We start from the raw sequence: 17,150 nt of genomic DNA, 5'->3' as shown, positions 1-17,150 counted from the left end.
GCGGCGGTTGCCGGAACGTCTTGTCGCGCCACTACTCCCCGGTGAGCAATTGTTCGTCGTCTGGCGCCTTGGAGGCCGTACTTCGTCGGCGATCCGCGAGCACCCAACTACCGTCGTACAACTGCAGCGGGAAACTTTCGGTCCTGCTCTGGCGTCGTTCGACAAAGCCTTCGGAACTGTTCACACCCGTTTTGGGTTCGCGCTGCATCCCCAGAAGATCAAGTACTGCTCGGGCCAATTCCGCCAACGGAAACGGTTTGAACAGGATGTGGCTGACTCCCAGTTGCCGGGCCCGCTCGCAAACCTCTGCGGTTGGATGCCCTGTGATCAGCACAAAATGACACTTCCTGTTCTGGCGGACGGCATCGAGCACCTGAAAGCCTTCCATATCGGGCAAGCGGTAATCGAACACCATCACATCGGGTGAAAAGCGTTCGGCTTCGCCGATGGCTGTTTCACCGTTGTGAGCAATCCGGACTTCCAGCGCTTGCGCCTGCAGGTAACCCTGAAGGTTTTCCGCCAGCAGCTGTTCGTCTTCAACAACCAGTACTTTGTTTAACAAGGTGGACTCCTTGAAACCGCAGGTCCGAATACCGAACCTGGCGGAGTGCGCGCCTTACAAGGTCTAACGCACACTTCATGCCAGGCTGAGCGCCGGTCGTTTTATCGCTTCATGTCCTTGAATTTAAAAACAATGCCTTTTCGTCCACGTACCCCACCCCCCAAAAACGGGGAAAACCGAACGGGTGTGCATTGAAGCTTTTCCCCACTTTTGGGGGACGGTTCAATCGTCGTCGATCCGTTCGATCCGATTGCTGGAACGCAGCTGCGCCAGAACCTGTAGACGAGCCTTGACCTGTTTCTGTCGGGCAAGGTAAGCCCGAACCATGTCAAGGCCTTGCTCTTCTGTGACATTGGCTGCCTCCATTCGGTTCTGCAAATAGATCAAATGCCAGCCCACCGCCGTGCGCACCGGCTCGCTGATGGCTCCCGGCGCCAGGGCAAAGGCTGCTGCCTCGAACTCGGGCAGCATGCGCCCACGGGGGAAGTAGCCCAGGTCGCCACCCTGGCTGGCCGATGCGTCTTCGGAATCGCTGCGGGCGACACTGGCGAAGTCTGCCCCTTCACTGATCTTCTTGCGCATTGCCTCCAAGCGTAGTCTTGCTGTTGCAACAGTGGAAGCCTCCGCCCCCTGAGGCACCTTGATCAGGATATGCCTGACCTGTATTTCCTCGGACCGGTTCATCTCGGCGCGGTGTTCTTCGAAAAACGCCCGGACCTGTTGCTCGTCAGGCGCGTCGACCCTGGTGAGTTCGCTGAACACCTGCTGGGCCGCCAGATCCCGGCGGGTGTACTCGATATAGGCGGCCTCATCGAAACCGGCGTCCTCCAGGCGCCGGGCGAACACCTGCGCGCCCCCCATGGCCTGACGCGTCTGGTCCACCTGGCTCTGCACCGTGGCATCGCTGATCACCACCCCGCGCTTGAGCGCTTCCTGCCAAAGCAGCTCCTTGTCGATCAAAGCGTCCAATGCCGCCTGACGCAGCTGTTTGTAGGCGCTGGGGCTGCGGATGCTGGCGACTGCCCGGCCCTGATCCTCCAGGTACTCGGCGAAATAGCGCTCCAGGCGCATCTGGGAAATTTCCTCGCCATTGACCCGGGCCGCGACCTGGCCATTGCTGCAAAACGCCGCAGGCACCCACAACGTCAGCAGGATCAACAGAGTGTTGAGTTTCATGTTCGGCCTCCGGTCAGGGCATGGCGGCAATGGGTTTGTAAGGGGCAACCAGATAGAAGCGCTGGTCGGGCAGGTCCACGGTCACCACATGGGCGCCGTTCAGGCCCAGGCGCCGGCCCGGTCCGAAGCTGATCAAAGGGGTCAGGCCGGTATCGAAGTCATGCAGGCCCTCCAGGACACTGACCAGTTTTTCGCGGCTGGCATCGCGCCCGGCCTGTTTCATGCCTTCGCTGAGCAGCATCATTGAACTGAACGCGCCCACCTGCAGCACCGCGTGTTCGCCACCGAGCTTCTGGCTCTCGCGCAGCTGGGTCAGGGCCCGGCGCCCGGCCATGGTCCAGTCGCTGGGCACGAACGGATAGGCCAGAAACACCCGTCGGGAAAAATCGCTGGGCATTTGCAACAGATCCCCCGCTACCTGATTCGATGCGGCGAACAGGTACGGCACCTGCCCCGCCGTCTGCAAGCGTTCGGCGAGACGACTGAAACCGCTGCTGCTGCCCAGGTAGAACACCGAGCGCGAGCCCAACGGCAATTCGTCCTGCGCCGTCTGGTGGGCTTGCAGCCGCACATTCTGCCAGGCGTTGTCTTGCAGGTACTGGGCGAGCTTTTCTGCGGCCAGTCGTTGGCCGGGGTCGTCCGGGTAGGTGATCAGTGTCGGTCCCTGCAGCACCCGCAGACTGGCGGCGGCGTAGTTGGCCAGGGCAATCATCTGCTCGCGCAACCCCGGCAGCGGCTCGAAAATCTGCCGGCTGACCTGGGCCGAGCCCTGCAACGACAGCGGTCCGATCAGCGGCACCCCGGCCTGTTCCAGGCGTGGCGCCAGTTCCGCATCAAGGGCCGGTGCCAGCGGTGCGATCAGGGCGAACACCTGTTCCTGTTCGATCAGTTGGTTGAGCGCTTTCTCGGCGCTGGCACGATCGGGACCCGGGTCGAGAATGGTCAGGCGCAGTTGCCGCCCATGAATCCCGCCGGCCTGATTGATGCGCGCCACGCACCCTCTGAGCACCGCCGCCACCGTGGCGCCCTCCTCGCTCAACGTACCGGAGCCTGGCAACAAGGTGCCCAGGTGCAGACTGTTGGGGCTCAGACCCGGATCGCGGTCCTCGGCCAGGCGCTTGAGGTAGGCCGTGAGGTTGCGCTGATCGTTCATCGACAACACGAACCGCGGCATCGCCGGGTCCAGCCGATTGTTGCCCGGATCGCGTCCTTCCTGCACGGCCCTGGCCAATGTGCGGTCGGTGTAGGCCGGGTATGTGCGCCCATTGACCTGTTGTTGGCCATAGGTGCTGCTGAGCCGCGACCAGGTCAGTTCCGGCGGTCGTACCCCGCCCTCGGGACGCCCCAGGCCATCGGCGCCATGGCAGTTGGCGCACGGCAGGCTGGTCGCCGGCAGCAACATGCCCGCCGCCCCGACCCGCGCCATGATCGGCTCACCACTGGCCGACACGCCCTCGCGGTACAAGCGCTTGCCGGCACTTTCGCTGGGGGTCAGCGGCAGCGCCTGGGCGGTCAGACTTATACCCACCAGCATGAGCAGGCCGAGGATGAGGGCGTTTTTCATGGTGCAGACTCAACGACCGGCCACGGGCATTGTCAGCAACTGCAAGCGCTGGGCAATGGCGGCGGCCGGAGCGTCGGGACGGATTTTGCTCCAGCGCTTGTTGGCGACGTCGCCGACGATCAGTTGGGTTGAATGTTGCTCGGGCGTCGGGATGATCTGGCCGATGCGGCCCAGGACCAGATCCATTTGCGCCTTGTCGCCGGTAAGAAAAAGCCAGTGGGGGCCATCGACGCCCTGCTTCAAGGTGTAAGCCTTGAGTACCGCCGGCGTGTCCCGCAGCGGATCACTGGTAAGGGAAATAAAGGTGACGCCGTCCGCCTTGTCACCCAGCACTTCACGCACTTGCTTGAGCTTTTGGGTGATCAACGGGCAGGCATCGGAACAACTGGTGAAAATCACATTGAGCAGCACCACGCGGTTCTGCAACGCGTCGCTGTAGAAGCGCAGGGTGTTACCGTTCTGGTCCTGCAACGGCGTATCGGTGAACCAGGTTTTTGCATCACGGGTGCCGCCCTCAGGTTGCGCTGCAACCGCTGCAGGTGCCGCGGCTTCCGGTGCATTCGCCGGTTGCCCATGTCCTTCGTGGGAAAACGCCAGGAAGCTGATGATGCAAAAGCACATGGTCAGGAAGATCAAGGCGAGCGCTTTCATGGCTGATGCTCCATGGCAACTGCGGTGTGCTTGGCGTGGGCGTTGCGCTGGCCGCTGAGCTTCTCGACTTCGCGGCTGAGTACGGCCGGGTCGGTGAAGCCGTAGTAGCGCGTCCAGTGACGGCTGTTGCCGTCGCCCACCAGGATCAAGGGCTGATGGCTCTTGAAGTCACCACTGAAACTGCCCAGGCCCTTGAGGGTTTCGTTGACCGACTGTGGCGAACCGGTGAGCCAGCTCCAGCCCGGACCGTTCTGGAAAGTGCGGGCATAGTCGTTGAGGCGTTGGGCGTCGTCACGCTGCGGGTCGATGCTGATGGACACCAGCTGCACCTCGGTGCCGACCCGGCTGCCCAACTGTTTCTGCACTTTGCCCATGATCGACGACACCACCGGACAGACCGTGGTGCAACTGGTGTAGATGAAGCTCATGACCACGATCTTGTTGCTCACCAGGTCTTTCTCCAGGCGCACGGCCTTGCCGTCCTGGTCCACCAGCGCCACGTCGGCGAACTTGACCTGGGCGCGCTCTGAACTGGCGCTTTTGGCCGGTGTGTGGCCGGCATGTTCATCCGCCGAATGCGCCAGCGCCTGACCGACGCCGACGGCCAACAGGCAGAGCGTCAGCAGTCCACGATGTGTAAATCGGTTCATGTCGATGTCCTCTCAATGAGTTTCGCCGGGCAACACCCGAACGCTGGCAAACGTCTGGTCCCCGAAAGTCGCGCCCAGGGATGCCGCACGCACGTGCAGGTACCAGGCGCCTTTCTGGTCGAGGGTCACCGGGGCTTCATAAACACCATAGCCGACGTCCCGTGCCGCGACGTGTTGAGGCCGTGAACTCGGCGCCAGGAAGTAGCGCACCTGCACGTCCTTGACCCCGCTGCGTTGGGCCTTCTGCTTGCCCTCGACGATGCGGAAGCGCACCACGTAAGGGCTGCCCTGGGTGGCGGTGGATTTGTCGAGCATGAACTCCACTTTTGGCACACCCGCCTGTTGCGGGGCGTTGTTGTTCGCCTCCACCACTGTGCTGAAGCAATGGATGATGTTCGGTTGATTGAGCAGGAACGCCACGTCGAAACGCCCGGCCGGTGGCAGCTTGATCCGCGCGCTGTACAGGCCTGGCTCGACTTCGCGCAGGCTGCGGTCGATGACCAGCGCCGCCCGCGCCACTTGCCCGCGATTGGGGTAACCCGACATCGGCGCGTTCATGCCTTCGGCATAGAAGTAGGTGGTGTTGTCCGCCGGGTTGACCACGAACACCGAATTCTCGTCCCGCGACACCCCCAGGCTCGATGCCAGCGGCAGATCGCCGGCCAACCGTGGCGGCTGAGTACCCGCCTCGAAACCCTGGCTGATCGGCTGGCGACCTTCACCCAGCGACGACAGGTTGATCATTGTCACCTTGGGCGAGGCCAGTCCGCGGATGTAGGCATAGGCCTTGGTGAACACCACTTGATAGGGTTCGCTGGACACGTCCAGTTCATGGATCAGCGAATCGGTCGCCGCGTCGATCACCGAGGCCTGGTTTTCCAGGGTGTTGAGCACGATGCCGAACCGGCCGTCGGCGCTGAAACCCATCGGCCCCAGACCCTGCTTCATCTTGATCACGCGCCGCACCGACTGGTTCGCGGCGTCGACCACCGTGACCGTGCCGTCCTTGCCATCGGCCACATACGCCGCACCGGACAATGGCGAGTACACCACCGACAACGGGTGCGAGCCGGTCTTGAGCTGTTTGATCAGGGTCAGGCTGGCGATATCGATGATGCTCAGGGTGCCGTCGTCGCGATTGGTGACGAAGGCAAAACGGCTGTCCTTGCTGAAGGCGATTTCATGGTGTCCGGCGCCCGTGGCCAGGTGTTTGAGGGTTTTCAGGCTGCCGGTGTCGATCACCGTGACCCCGGACTGCTCCGTGGATTTGGCATTGTTGCCGACCCACAGCAGGCGTTCGTCCGGTTGCAGGGCCACGCGCACCGGGTTGCTGCCGGCGGCCACCGAGTCGACCACTTTGAATTGTTCGCTGTCGATCACCGCGACTTCATTGGCGGTCGGCATCGACACGAAGACCCGTTTGTTGTCCTTTGGCATAACCCAGTCCATCGGCGGTTGCTTGATGTCGATCCGCGCCATGGTGCTGGTGATGCCGCCCACCGACACCGACGGGTCGACCACCGAGACGCTGGCATCGCGGTTCATCACCAGCAGGAAGTAGCCGTTGAGGTCGAGCAGCGGCCGTGCGCCGATGCTTGATTTGAGGAAGACGCCGACCCGTGACTTGCAGCTGTTCTCGCGGCCCTGGGCCTGGTCGGCGGCAGCAGCTTCCGGGTCCAGCCAGGCGCCCGGGGCGACACCCGCCAGCGGTTGCCCCGAGGCCTTGTCCGTGACGCGAAACTGCACGTCGGCGAATTCGCCTTCCCGCAGCACGCCGTCTGCGGCCAGCGGCCGCACTTGCAGCGCCACCGACACACCGTCACGTTCAAGCGTCTGACCGGTCCAGGTATTGGGCAGCGCCACCTCGCTGAGCATGACCGGAGGCGACGTGCGCGATACCCCCAGCCAGATCAGCGCCACCCCGATAACCAGGGCACAACTGGCGAATGTGATGGTCCTGTTCATGTCCCTACTCCCCTTCAGATCTTCGTCTGCCTCGTTCCAGCCGGCCTGCGCAGCCCTTGTGTGGGAGCGAGCCTGCTCGCGAAAGCGTCATCCGGCGCACCACGTAAAACCGGGGTGACCTCTTCGCGAGCAGGCTCGCTCCCACAGGGGGCGGTGTCGCCCCCCTTATCTCCACTCCTACGGTACCGGCGCCGGTTCCGGTTCGTTGGTTACCCGCAGCAATCCCCACATCCCGGCGGCATTACCGAAGGAGGCGTTGTCGCGGTACAGGTAGTCCCCCGGTATCGCATTGCTGCCCCCGGCGCTCGGGTGCATGAAGCTGAAGTGCGCCGCCGGCAGCACGCTTTCCCGGGCGCCGATGTACATCGACATCGGGTTGAGCCCGAACCGCACCGATCCCACCCCTGGCGTGCCCATCGGATAACCGCCCAGATCGCTCTTCTCCGACTGGAACGGGTTGACCGACCAGACGTGGCCATCGAGCTGGAAGGTCGAACCGCGACTGCCACCGGACGGCATCAGGATGTGCGTACGGAACGGTTGCCCCGGTTTGACGTAGAACACCGGCGTTTGCGGATCGCTGCCCACCAGCGCGTTGCTGTAGGCCATGTGCGCGTTCGGCACGTCGCCGAAGGTGCCAGGGCTGCCGGCGTGACCGAACGGCGCATCCGGGGCCAGGCCAAAGCGGAACCACATCGGCTCGACCTTGTAGTTGATGGCCATGCTGGCGTTGTCCTTCGGATCGTTCGGTACACCGTTGCCTTCCGCAGCAATGCCTTCCACCGGCCGCCCATTGGCCCAGCGCGTGTTCAAGGCACGCTGCCAGACCATCGCAAAATCGCGATAGCTGGTCTGGCCCGATGCGGTGACCGTGGCCGATGCGCGCTTGGCATCCTCGACCCAGGTGGAACCGATCGGCAGGATGCTCATCGCACCACCCAGGCCTTTTTGCGGCTGTTTGATGACGTCCGCCGGGGTGATGTTCAACCCGCCGAACTCCACCGCCGTGGCGTTGATGTTGTCGACGTTGCGTCCCAGCTGGGTGATCGGCTTGCCTTCACGCTCCAGGTGCCCGGCGTAGTACTGGTAGGTACGGGTCGGGTACGCGCCGGTTGTGCCGACACGCGGTGGCACGGTCTGGATCGGGTTGGCGCCGACGTTGGCACCGTCGGATTTGGTGATGTCATAGGCCAGCAATTGCGTGTGCAGGCCGACATGACTGGATGGCCGCATCAGGTTGTTGTTGAAGGTGGTCGAACCCATGCCGTCGTTACGGTCACGCTTGGCCAGGCCTTGCATGATGGCGGTCTGGGCCAGGTCCGGCATCACGCTCGGCAGGCGGTTTTCCAGGGTGATGTTGATGCAGTCACCGGCCGCCGCACGCAGTATCAGCGGTTCGACAGGCACCCCGGGTTTCAGCTTGCCGGTGGCCGGGTCGAGGTCGGCCTTGCGCACATACAGGATCGCGGTCGGGTCATGCAGCGGCCCGCTTTGCCCGCCGAGGGTGAAAGTCTCGCCATCTTCAGGATCGTTGATCGTGACCTGCGGAATGCTCATCGGCCGCGAGTTGAGCACCAGGGTGCCTCCCGTCGGTTTCAACGGTCCGCCGACATGCTGCCCGATACCCGCCGGGTCACCGATGGACAGGCCCAACGGGTTGCTCAGGATGTCGTTGGCCAGCGCCGCGACCACTTCGTAGTTGCGTTGCACAGTAGGCCGGGTGCCGATTCCGTTCGGGTTGGCGCCATACCGTGGGCAGATACCATCGAATGCCACCGTGTTGCGCATGCCGGTCGGTTTCGCGTTGTTCGGCAGCGCGAACAGATCGCTGCGTTGCGCGGTGTAGTTACGCATCACGCCCCAGATACCGTTCCAGTAACCCTCGATGGACGCGTCCATGGTGTACAGATAGTCACCCGTGGTCGCCGCCGCACTGGAGATCATCGACACCGGCGCATTGAAGCCCATCTGTTCGGAGATCCCGACCATCTGCGAGGCGCGCCAACCGGAGTTGGAGCTGTTGCCGTAGCCGGAACCGCTTTGCAGCCATTTCACGCCGTGCAGGGTGACGTTGTGCTCCTCTTCGTGACCGCCGGCATGCACCCGCAGCCGCACATTGTCACCGGTGTAGGTACGCAGCATTGGCGTGAACGGGTCACCCGGTTCCGCGCCGCCCTTGTTGATGTGCGGCGGGAACAGCGTGGTGCCGCCGGTCGGGCCGGTGGCCGAGGTGATCAGGTTCGGCGCCAGGTTCATCGCCGGGATCGCACGGTCGGTACGGCTTTGCATGGCGTACGCCAGGTCGCCGCCCAGCCCGTCGGCCTGCATGCCGCGCTTGCCGTCCGGGCCGACCTTGTTCGGGTCGTACACCCGCAGGGCCAGCGGTTCGTTGCGGTAGTTGACGACGAACATGCCCGGGTCATCCACCGAGATCGCTTGCGGGCAAGGCCGGCTCGGGCAGCCGGGTTTCACGCCGCCACGCAGTTCCACCACCGCTTCAAGCAACTCACTGGTGTTGTCGCGTACCGGCGGGTTGATCGCGTAGCGGAAGCTGTCGGCCGTGGCCGGGAACGCTTGCGCATTCGGCACGCCGTCAGGACCTGCGCCGACGTACACACCCGCTTCATAGGCGTGCTGGAAGTCGCTGTATTCGAGGAAGAACTCGCGGAAGCTGTCGTTCTTGCCGTCGTTGTCCAGGTCGCCGGTCGAAATCACCGCTTGCCACGAAGTCGGCCCGCCGTCCTGCCGCGCGCCGCTGTACAACGGCTCGCCGGTTTCGGCGTGGAACCAGGTGGAACCGGCCGGTTCAGCCAGTACGGTGGCGTACAGGCCGATCTGCTGGTGAGTCGATGGGCCGAGGTGGTCGTGGGTGAAAATGGTGCCCAGGCCACGGTCGATGCCATAGGTATTGATCACCGGATCGGCGAACCAGCGCTGCATGGCCGTGCGCGCCCCGACCCAGTCCGCCCGGCCGAATTGACCGAAGTACGGGTGGTTCTTGGCTTTCGGACAGGCTGGCGTGCCGTCACGCGGGTCGGTGCCTTCGCACTGGTTGTACTCGCGGATCGCGTGGATGCGCTCCTGCACGGCACCCGGGGAGAGCACGCCGTCTTCGTAGTTCCAGCCGTTGGAAGAACCGTCCGCCGCGGTCAGGTCCCATTTCGGCAGGTGGATGTGCTGGCCGATCACGTCGGTCGGGGTGCGCACTTGATAGTCGTCCATCTCATAGGTGGCCGGTATCAGGTTGGTCTGCTGGTACTGCACGCAGTCGAAGGTGTTCATGCGCATCACCAGAGGCTCTGGCGGACGCTGCTTGGTGATCACCGGCCAGGCGTCTTCCCACAGCGCCAGGATGCGCGCTTGCGGGAAGTGGTAGCCGACCTTGTTGTACACCGCGTCGAACTGGATGTTCGCGGCTTTGTAGATCCGCGGACGGTCGGCGGTGAAGGTCGAGGAACCGATGAACGACATGCCGTCCAGACGCTCGCCGCTGGCGAACTCACCGGTGCCGGAACTGCTGGTCAGGCGTTTTTGCCGGTCGTCCATGCAGGGCTCGAAGTACGGCGCACCGGCCATCGGCAAGGCGCCGTTGGTGCGGAAGTTGCGCGCCACGACCTGGCTGCCTGGCAGCACGGCGAAACTCGGGTGATCTTTTTTCGCGTGGAACGCCATGGCGGCCTGTTCGACTTCGGTGCCTTCTTCGGGCAGGTAAATCGGTTTGGCACGCTTCACGGATTTTGAGAAATCCAGCGACGTGGTGACGGTCTCGGCCTCGCCCCCCTCGGAGACACCACCCAGGGCATGGCGTGGCAAGCCACCGTCCCAGCCACCGGATTGATTCGGCTCGAGGTTGGCCCACAGGGCTTTGCCGCTGGCCTTCAAGGCTTGCGCCGTGGCGGCGTCGAGCATGTCCAGCGGTGGGGTCGGTGGGCGTTGGCCGACCGAACTTTCCATGCCGCCGATCCAGAATGGATAGCCAGGGTTTTTCAGGGTGCCGTCGGCATTGCGGTTGGCTTCGCTGCGATCGACCAACGCCAGGGAACCGATGGCCTGGGCGCCCCCACCATGGTGTTCGCCGTCATCGTCGCCCTCTTCATCGTCATCATCGTCATTGGCGGCCACCAGGGTTTCGCCGAGTTTCGGTACCACCGCGACTTTGCCCGGCATCGGCGGCATGGCTTTGCCCGGCAGCGGCACCACGGCGGGAATCGGCGTACCGGCAACGATTTCACCATCGGGCAAGGCCCGTGCACCCACTGCGGGTTTACCGCTGCGCAGCGCGTACGGCTCGCTGTGGAAGCCATCGGCGCCTTGTTGCGAGACTTCCAGTCTGGTGCCCTCTTCGAACACGTCATGCACCCGCCACATGGCCCACATGCCTTGGGCGAAGTGCGGATAGAAGTGGCAGTGATAGATCGCATCGCCCGCCACCCGGTTGCGGTTGCCCGAACCGCCGTTGGCGATTTCATAGGTGTAGCCGGCGCCCGGGCCGATGCCTTGGGCATCCACGTAGTCGGAGTTGTCGTCGTTGGGGTTGAACAGCCACTGATGGCCGTGCAAGTGGAAGATATGGTGCTCGTAGCCATTGTGGGTATTGCGGAATTTGACGAAGTCGCCGATGTAGCTGTGGGCAACGTTCGACGGCTCCGACGGATACAGCGCCGTGGTCGCCTTGACCCCGACCTGATCGGCGTTCGGCACCTGGCCGGGGGTGATGCCTTCGAGGCCGGCGTTGGCCGGTACGTCCACCAGCATCGCCACGTCACCCACGGTGTGGGCACTGAGGAAGAACTCTTCGTAGGCGCAGGACAGGCAATCGTGCATCGGCCCCACGCCCAGGCGGTTGGCGACCACTTCGGCGCCCATGCCGCCGGAGCCGTAGTTGATCATGAACGAGTCGCGGGTCGGCTCCAGCACGTGGGCCATGACCGGGTCGGCCCAGTAAGCCGGGAAGGCCTGGGTGACGGCGGTTTCATCCTGGAACTGCGCGGAGAAGTCGCGGAACGGCTCCAGTCGGTTGGGGATTGCCGGGTTGCGTTTACCGAGGTTTTCCAGCGGATAGGTCGAGGCCGGGAAGCTGCCATCGGCGTTGCTGCCCATGACAATCGCATCGGCTTCGCTGGTGATAATTTCGTTGCCGTCGACCATGTTGATGATCGGCTTGCCGGCCTTGCCTTCGCGGATCCACGGTTCGCGCTGCGGATAGCGTGCCTGGTAATCGACGATCGGATGACCGGCCGGTGTCCGTCCGGTACTGGCCAGGCGCATCTCTTCTTCGGTGATGGTGTTGCGGTAGCTGCGACCGCCCTTGGGCATGACCGCCACCTGGGCGAACAGGCCATTGGCGTTGTTGCCGGCCGTGCCCTCGCTACCGAATGTGGCGCCGCGGCTGCTCACCGTGAACGCACCTTCGCGTTCGGCGTACAGGGTGTAGGAACGGCTGCCACCGGGGGCGACCAGGGTGTTGGCGTTGCGCCCGGTATACGAAGCGATGTCATCGATGCTGTTGACCGCCTGCATGCCGTTGACCTGGAAACCGACATGGCGATCACGTACTTGCTCGTCGACCTTCCACGGGTCATGCCCTTCACCGACTTCGATGCCTTCTTCCTCTTCACCCTCCTCCTCTTCCTCTCCACCTTCGTCGCTGTGGGAGCCGGGGTTGGCCTGGTAAGCCAGCAGGTTCTGCAGGTTGACGGTCAGGCAGTCACCGGCCGCTACCCGCAGCACCAGTGGACGCGGGCGCTTGTCGGGCCGCAACGAAACCTTGCCCGGCACCGCGGCGCCCCCCTGGTCCAGGGAAATCAGACGGTCATCGACCACGTCACGGCGCAGGGCGAACATCATGCCGTTGACGTTTTGCGCACCGAGACGGTTGAACATCAGTGGCTGGTCCAGCGCCACGACGTTGGCCACCAGGTTGCGCTCGCAGCGCACGGCCGCTTCGGCGATCTCGATGCCGAGCATCGAGGCCGCCAACAACAGCCAGGGGAGAATGGATGGAGCGTGGTGTATGCCGGTCATGATCACGGGCCTCGCTGTGGGTGCTCACAGGGAATAATTCTCGACAAGGGTCTTGGAGCAATCTGCATGCCATAAAAAATCTGTTTATTTTTCAGCCAGTTACGTTTATCACTTCATTCATCGGGGGAAATCCCCCAGTTATTCCCCACTTTTACGCCGCAGCCCCCATTCCCCAATGTTGGGGAAACGGGCTCCGTTTTTTGCTCACAGCGGGGCATCCAACGGCAGTCCCTGCAGGCGCCGGTACTGGTTCAATACGCTGGGCACATAACGCTGGGTTTCGGCGAACGGCGGGACCACCCCGCCACGACTGAGCACGGCTTGGGGACCTGCGTTGTAGGCGGCCACGGCGAGGGTGATGTCGTTGTCGAACAGCGTCATCAAGCGCTTGAGGTAGCGGGCGCCACCCTGGATGTTGGCCTTGGGGTCGTAGACGTCGGTCACGCCCATCTCACGGGCGGTATCGGGCATCAACTGCATCAAGCCCCCCGCGCCCTTGGGCGACACGGCGCTGGCGTTGTAGCTGGACTCGGCCTGGATCACCGCGTGCAGCAGCGCCGCCGGCAACTGGTTGTCAGTGGCCGCCTTGGATACCAGCTCGGCATAGGGGCGCGCCGCGATCATTTGTGGCTGCTGATCAAGGCTGACCACCGTCGCTTCGGCCTCGCGGATGACCCGCTCATACTGGCGGCCGGGGCGGTGAACGTTGGACAAAACAAAGTTGCCCTTGGCGTCCACGGAAACGAACACGTCGGCCTGCACGGCGCCGGCCAGCAGCGTCAAGCCGAGCAATCCAGCGGTGAGAGTTTTCATTGTTCTGCCTCCCCTGCCCGGCCCCGAAAAATGGGGGTAATGCCCCAATGGCCGGTCGTTTATCAGCCATACGCAAGCACTGTGCCGAAAGCGCGAAGGGCCGTGGCACGGGGGGTGCAGAAGGATGCGCAAGCCTTTACCGGCCCTTTGCATGGCAATTGCATAAGCCCCTGTTACATAAACCAGCTGCGACCCTTCTGCCGACTGTGTGAGGTCATCACGATGAAACAGCGACTGTCTTTCACCCCGCGTGCCGTTTCCCTGCGAGCTCAGTGCGGATTCACCCTGCTGGAACTGTTGGTGGTGCTGGTGGTGCTGGGGCTGTTGGCCGGCATCGTCGCGCCAAAGTATTTCGCGCAACTGGGCCGTTCCGAAGTGAAGGTGGCCAAGGCGCAAATAGAAGGCCTGGCCAAGGCCCTGGACCTCTATCGACTGGAGGTCGGTCATTACCCGTCGACCGAACAGGGTTTGCAGGCACTGGTCACCGCGCCCAGCGACGAAACCCGCTGGACCGGTCCGTACTTGCAGAAAAAGCTGCCGCAGGACCCGTGGGGCCGTAATTACACCTACCGCTACCCCGGCGAAAATGGCGAGTACGACTTGCTGTCCATGGGTAAGGACGGCCAACCCGGCGGCGAAGGCGAAAACGCCGAAGTCACCAGTTGGCAGTAACGGAAATGGCGACCATGCGTTTTCACCTCAAAGCGGTAGGCAAGGCCGGTGTAGTGTCCATGACCGTCGAAGCGCCGGGCCATAGCGAAGCACGGCGGATTGCCGAAGACCAGGGCCTGCGGGTGGTCAGCCTGCACGCCGAACGGCACTGGCGGGCGTTGCGCCTCAAGCAGCGCGAGACGTTCAACCTGGTGCTGTTCAGCCAGGAACTGACGACGTTGCTCAACGCCGGCCTGCCGTTGATCGATGCGCTGGAAAGCCTGGCGGAAAAGGAAAGCGCGCCCCAGGCCCGCAAGACCCTGAGCGAGTTGGTGCGCCTGCTTTATGAAGGTAAATCGTTCTCTCAGGCATTGGGCCAGTTGTCGGCGGTTTTCCCGCCTTTGTACGTGGCGTTGGTGCAGTCCAGTGAAAAGACCGGTGCCGTGGGTGATGCCCTGGGCCGCTATGTCAGCTATCGCCAGCGCATGGACGAGGTTCGCCAGAAGATCGTCAGCGCTTCGATCTACCCCATGCTGTTGCTGGTGGTCGGCGGTGGCGTAGTGTTGTTTTTAATGGGTTACGTGGTCCCGCGCTTCAGCCTGGTGTTCGAAGGGCTGGGGTCCAGCCTGCCGTGGCTGTCGCAGATCCTGATGAGCAGCGGCATGTTCCTGCACGCGCACCAGGGCGAATTCTTCGGCGCCTTGCTGGCGATCATCGTCACACTCGCCCTGCTTCAACGACAGCCGTCCTTTCGCCGGGGCCTGGATCGCCTGATTGAAAAACTCCCGGCGGTGCACCAGCGCATCTTCATGTACGAACTGGCGCGCTTTTACCGTTCCCTGGGGATTCTGCTGCAAGGTGGCATTCCCCTCGTCACCGCCATGGGCATGGTTCGCAACCTGCTGACAGTGGCCTCCCGCGCGCGCCTGGACCAGGCCTGTGAGCGGGTGCGCGAGGGCCAATCGTTATCGGCCGCACTGGAACTCAATCACCTGGTGACCCCGGTGTCCCTGCGCCTGCTGCGCGCCGGCGAACAGTCCGGCAACCTCGGACAAATGATGGAGCGCAGCGCCGACTTCTACGACGAAGAAATCAGTCGCTGGATCGAATGGTTCGTGCGGCTGTTCGAACCCTTGCTCATGACCTTTATCGGCCTGCTGATCGGGGTGATCGTGATCCTGATGTACATCCCGATTTTCGAACTGGCCTCCAGCATTCACTGACCCTCTGGAACGGGGTCCCACGCCACGCTGCAATCTTTTTCAACGTTCAACCGAATAACCCGGGACGTTGGCGTGTTCATCGACTGAATACAGCAGCAAGTTGCAATGTTCATCAACGTTCCAGGCTGAACAAGAAGACGGAGAACGACATGCACATCAACAAGCTTTTACTGGCAGTAGCGATTGGCGCGGTTTTGTCGGCGTCAACCGTATTGATTCCAGGCAGTGTGTCCGATATGTCGAGTGCCCAGGCGAGAGATGGCGGTAGTGGTGGCGGCGGTGGCGGTGGTGGTCATGGAGGTGGGGGTGGTGGTCATGGTGGCGGTGGCGGCGGCCATGGAGGTGGTGGCGGTGGTCACGGTGGTGGTGGCCATGGAGGTGGTGGTGGCGGTAACGGCGGTGGCCATGGCGGAAGTGGTTCTGGTGGCGGCAATGGCGGCGGAAGCGGCAGTGGTCACGGCGGCAGTAGCGGCAGCAGTGGTCACAGTGGCAGCGACCATGCTGGCAGCACAGCCTCGAATTCCGGTCGCAGCGGCACCCATGCCGAACCGGGTGATGACCATGGCGTTCACCGCTCGGGCGACGACCATGGTGTTCATCGTTCAGGTGATGACCACGGGGTTCATCGTTCGGGCGACGATCGCGGACTGCATGCCGGCGGCGAGCCGGGGGATGACAAACGCGTGAACTGACCTGCCCTAGAACCTGTGGGAGCGAGCCTGCTCGCGAAGGCGTCCTGTCATACAACATTGTTGTCGACCGAGACTCCGCTTTCGCAAGCAAGCCTGCTCCCACAGTGGGTGGTGTGAACCGCAGCTTTACAACCCACCCTCGGACCGATCCAGACGCTCCCGCAAAAACTCGATCAACGCCTGCACCGGCCGCGACGATTGCCGGTGCTGTGGATACACCGCCGACAGTACCAGCGGCTCAGTCCGAAACTCATCCAGCACCGTCACCAGCCTCCCATCCTTCAAGGCCGAACCGACGATAAAGGTCGGCAGGTAGGTAATGCCCATCCCGGCAATCGCCGCGTCCTTGAGCAACTCGCCGTTGTTGACCCGCATCCGTCCGGTAACGTTGACGGCCAGCGGTTTGCCCTGCCCCGCGAAGCGCCATTGCACTTGGCGACCGTGGCCGTAAGGCAGGCAGTCGTGGCCAAGCAGGTCTTCCGGTTTTAGTGGTGTGCCGCGTTCAGCCAGGTAAGCCGGACTCGCGCAATACACGCGCTCTATAGACGCGATACGGCGGGCAATCAGCGTCGAATCCTCGAGAATGCCGATGCGCAGGGCCAGGTCGTAGCCTTCACCGAGCAAGTCCACCGGACGATCACTCAAGTCCACTTCCACCGTGACCTCACGATAGCGCTGCAAAAACACCGGTAGCAGACTGCCCAGGTGCGCCAGCGCAAACGACAGCGGCGCACTGACGCGGATAGTCCCGCGTGGCTCGGTGGTTTGCCCGGCGATGCCCTGCTCCACTTGCTCGACTTCACCGAGCAATCGCAGGGCCGATTCGTAATAACTCTGGCCCAGGGGTGTGACGTCGAGGCGCCGGGTCGAACGATTGAGCAACCGCACGCCCAGGCGTTCTTCAAGCTGCATCAGGCGTCGGCTGACGAATTGCTTGGACAGGCCCAATTGATCGGCGGCCGCCGTGAAGCTGCCGGAGTCCATGACCTGGCAAAAGATACGCATGTCTTCGAATGGGTTCATTGTCATGCTCTGGGTGACAGTGATGGCACTCTATAACTGTTCCCCCCTTTTTATCACCCTTGCGAAAAACAATGTGGGAGCGAGCCTGTGTGGCGAGGGAGCTTGCTCCCGTTGGGTCGCGTAGCGGCCCCAAAAGCTTTGGGACTGCTTCGCAGC

The 17,150-nt window shown here is 63.0% G+C and carries 12 protein-coding genes; 3 read left to right on the top strand and 9 right to left on the bottom strand.

Going from position 1 to position 17,150, the window contains the following annotated elements:
- Window positions 1-31: 31 nt before the first annotated feature.
- From ACW9HW_RS17125 to ACW9HW_RS17090, 8 genes are all read right to left on the bottom strand, one after another.
- Complete coding sequence (locus tag ACW9HW_RS17125; RefSeq protein WP_095193426.1) at window positions 32-562, bottom strand: response regulator; 531 nt, start codon at window positions 560-562, stop codon at window positions 32-34.
- Between the two features lie 222 nt (window positions 563-784).
- Entirely contained in the window at window positions 785-1,738 is a 954-nt protein-coding gene (locus ACW9HW_RS17120) for a peptidylprolyl isomerase (protein ID WP_095193425.1), read from the bottom strand.
- A 13-nt stretch (window positions 1,739-1,751) separates the two neighbouring features.
- The gene (locus ACW9HW_RS17115; protein WP_457400949.1) at window positions 1,752-3,302 is read right to left on the bottom strand and encodes a cytochrome c/ABC transporter substrate-binding protein; all 1,551 of its coding nucleotides are present in this window, start codon (window positions 3,300-3,302) and stop codon (window positions 1,752-1,754) included.
- A gap of 9 nt (window positions 3,303-3,311) precedes the next feature.
- Window positions 3,312-3,953, bottom strand: coding sequence for an SCO family protein (locus ACW9HW_RS17110; protein ID WP_095193423.1), 642 nt, complete (start codon window positions 3,951-3,953; stop codon window positions 3,312-3,314).
- Complete coding sequence (locus ACW9HW_RS17105) at window positions 3,950-4,603, bottom strand: SCO family protein (RefSeq protein ID WP_095193422.1); 654 nt, start codon at window positions 4,601-4,603, stop codon at window positions 3,950-3,952. The genes ACW9HW_RS17110 and ACW9HW_RS17105 overlap by 4 nt, the downstream gene beginning before the upstream one ends.
- 12 nt (window positions 4,604-4,615) lie before the next feature.
- The gene (locus ACW9HW_RS17100; protein WP_095193421.1) at window positions 4,616-6,568 is read right to left on the bottom strand and encodes a YncE family protein; all 1,953 of its coding nucleotides are present in this window, start codon (window positions 6,566-6,568) and stop codon (window positions 4,616-4,618) included.
- Window positions 6,569-6,745: 177 nt separating this feature from the next.
- Entirely contained in the window at window positions 6,746-12,592 is a 5,847-nt protein-coding gene (gene mnxG / locus ACW9HW_RS17095) for a manganese-oxidizing multicopper oxidase MnxG (protein ID WP_095193420.1), read from the bottom strand.
- 204 nt (window positions 12,593-12,796) lie between these two features.
- On the bottom strand, window positions 12,797-13,405 hold the full coding sequence (locus tag ACW9HW_RS17090) for a lytic transglycosylase domain-containing protein (protein WP_457400945.1): 609 nt from the start codon (window positions 13,403-13,405) through the stop codon (window positions 12,797-12,799).
- Window positions 13,406-13,627: 222 nt separating this feature from the next.
- On the opposite strand from ACW9HW_RS17090, the gene gspG reads away from it, so the two are divergent.
- From gspG to ACW9HW_RS17075, 3 genes are all read left to right on the top strand, one after another.
- A complete protein-coding gene (gene gspG, locus ACW9HW_RS17085; protein WP_457400943.1) occupies window positions 13,628-14,077 on the top strand; it encodes a type II secretion system major pseudopilin GspG in 450 nt (149 codons plus the stop codon).
- Window positions 14,078-14,091: 14 nt separating this feature from the next.
- Window positions 14,092-15,279: a type II secretion system F family protein gene (locus ACW9HW_RS17080; RefSeq protein WP_095193693.1), complete on the top strand. Its 1,188-nt coding sequence runs from the start codon at window positions 14,092-14,094 to the stop codon at window positions 15,277-15,279.
- A 149-nt stretch (window positions 15,280-15,428) separates the two neighbouring features.
- Window positions 15,429-15,971, top strand: a complete 543-nt coding sequence (locus ACW9HW_RS17075; RefSeq protein WP_457400941.1) for a hypothetical protein — start codon at window positions 15,429-15,431, stop codon at window positions 15,969-15,971.
- A gap of 126 nt (window positions 15,972-16,097) precedes the next feature.
- Here the strand turns inward: ACW9HW_RS17075 and ACW9HW_RS17070 are convergent, their stop codons facing one another.
- On the bottom strand, window positions 16,098-16,994 hold the full coding sequence (locus tag ACW9HW_RS17070) for a LysR family transcriptional regulator (RefSeq protein ID WP_457400939.1): 897 nt from the start codon (window positions 16,992-16,994) through the stop codon (window positions 16,098-16,100).
- Window positions 16,995-17,150 lie beyond the last annotated feature (156 nt).

The organism is Pseudomonas sp. SDO5532_S415, from assembly GCF_054071155.1.
The sequence above is the reverse complement of the archived record's forward strand: the minus strand, read 5'-3'. Positions and strand labels throughout refer to the sequence as shown.